We start from the raw sequence: 2,091 nt of genomic DNA on the forward strand, positions 1-2,091 counted from the left end.
TGCCTGACCTGATGAGCGACCGGCCGCCGAGGGCATAGGCACACGACCCTCCCCGGCCCTACACGCATTCTCCCAGGTCAACATCCAAATCCGGGCTCACGTGTGACTACCAGCTGCGGAACCCCGGCTTGACTGTTCCTGCCCTGGGGAACGGCGGGTGAACAGCCCGGACATTCCAACCCCGGCCAGCGCCCCGAACAAGCCCCGCCACAGCGGCCGCCGCGACCACCACCACGGCCCGCCCCAGCACACGCCTGCGCATAAGGGGCATCATCGACCCCCACGGCAAGCCGACACGATGCGAATCCACCCATGCCCGGCGTTGCCGCTTCTTAGGGACATCCCCAGGTTCCCCCCTGAGGCGGACAGCCCGCCGCCGCGCCTAGCCTGCTGCCACAGGGGCCGACCTTTGTCAGCTATTTAGCGGGCGCAACGAACGGGGACCGGTTCGGCAGCGCCGCTGCACGCAAAGAATTCGGCGTCGTACCGACGACTGAAGGGCAATCACCATGGACAACAGCGCTGGATATTCGGCGAAACTGGGCGCGGAAATCCACAAACTCGAAGAAGCGGGCCTGACGCTCTCACCCGAGCTGCTGATCAACGCCACGGAGCCAACGGAAAGCTTGGCCTCCGCCGGCGATCCGTACCATCGGGCGGACTCTCCCACCACGGCCAGGGGATATTGGATCGGATCGCTGGCCGTGCTCGGCGCCGCCACCGAGGCGGAAAGCGTGGTCGAAAAGCTGAGGCAGCGAACCGCCGCCGCCCCAGACACCGCAGACGAGAAGGCCCGGCTGCTGGAACTGTGGATCGCGGCGGAACCGCTCCTTTCCGAAGCGGAGCTCCAGGAGGTCCGCCCGATCGTGCTGAGGCACCTGTTCGGCGACGACGAAGGCCGAGTCAACCTCAGCCGCAACAGCGGCGACGCGCAGGGCGGGGGTTACTGATCATGTCCATCGTGTGCACACTGTGGGTGGACAGAGATTTCCAGGGGATTTCGAAAACCTCGGTCTCCGAGAACTTCCGGTACTACTGGAACAGGTGGGGCGCCACGAACGACGTGTTCTCCTCGATGCGCGCCTGGGGACAGGGGCACCGCGGCACCGCGTACGCGTTCGAGCACATCAATTTCGACGGCCGGTTCGCGGCGCTCAACGTCAACAATGGGGCCAGCTCGTGGTGGTCCTACTTCGGCAGCGCCTTCAACGACGTCGTCTCAAGCTCACTGATCGTCGCACGGGAGCCGAACGACATCGTGGTGCCGCTGCGGCAACAGGTCGCGCCCACGTTCGCGTCCATATTCGACGCGCAGACGGCCGGGACCCAGCTTTCGAGGGTGGGCGACCCCAGAGTTTACGGCACGTTCTTCCCCGGCCACGACGCCTCACGGGTGTTCATCACCATCGACCAGAATCTGAACGTGGAAATCTCCAACTGGCCCGACTACTCCGCCAACGTCAAATACGACGTCGAGTTCTACCTTTCCGGCGGCAAGCTGCACGGCTACGCCAGATGGTCACGCGTGTGGGTCGAGTCCGGCCTCTTCTCGAGCCGCGTGCACGACCGCATCGCACCCCGGCTGCACGGTGCGAAGGGCGATATCACCTCCGCGATCGAGTCCCAGCTCGCCGTGTTCTCCACGCGAAACTTCTCCAGCGTCTATCTTCTGCCCGGACCGCAGCCGGATATGAACCAGTTCGGCTTCTTCGCCAGGTACGACGACGACGTTTGTCTCGCGGTGGTCCCGAACTAAGGACATTCCCAGGTACCGCCCCGAAGCGGACGAGGCGCTGCGGGCCATTACCGAAGCCGTCGACATCTGCCGCCGTCTGGCCGAGGGGGGGTATCCCTGTAGGTGTGGGAAGTGATCTTGCTGGGAAGCAAGCCATTGGTGGGCGGGGGCCCACTTCTTCGGGGGAGAGTCATGACGGTAATCGAGGGTGTCGGCGGCCAGATGCCGAACACGCTGAGTGAGATCCGCTCTACGGTGAGGGATGTGGCCGGTGAGCAGCAGGAACGTCGTCCGATTCGGGAGTTGATCGATGATCGGCTGTTGGATGAGCTGCTGGTCCGGTCCCGGGATGAGGC

The 2,091-nt window shown here is 64.6% G+C and carries 2 protein-coding genes; both read left to right on the forward strand.

Annotated features, from left to right (window positions below):
* Positions 1-509: 509 nt before the first annotated feature.
* Entirely contained in the window at positions 510-950 is a 441-nt protein-coding gene (locus tag ABEA43_RS67625) for a hypothetical protein (RefSeq protein ID WP_345581505.1), read from the forward strand.
* An 11-nt stretch (positions 951-961) separates the two neighbouring features.
* Complete coding sequence (locus ABEA43_RS67630; RefSeq protein WP_345581508.1) at positions 962-1,756, forward strand: hypothetical protein; 795 nt, start codon at positions 962-964, stop codon at positions 1,754-1,756.
* Positions 1,757-2,091 lie beyond the last annotated feature (335 nt).

The organism is Nonomuraea rosea (genome assembly GCF_039539705.1).
In the GTDB taxonomy this organism is placed as follows: Bacteria; Actinomycetota; Actinomycetes; order Streptosporangiales; family Streptosporangiaceae; genus Nonomuraea; species Nonomuraea rosea.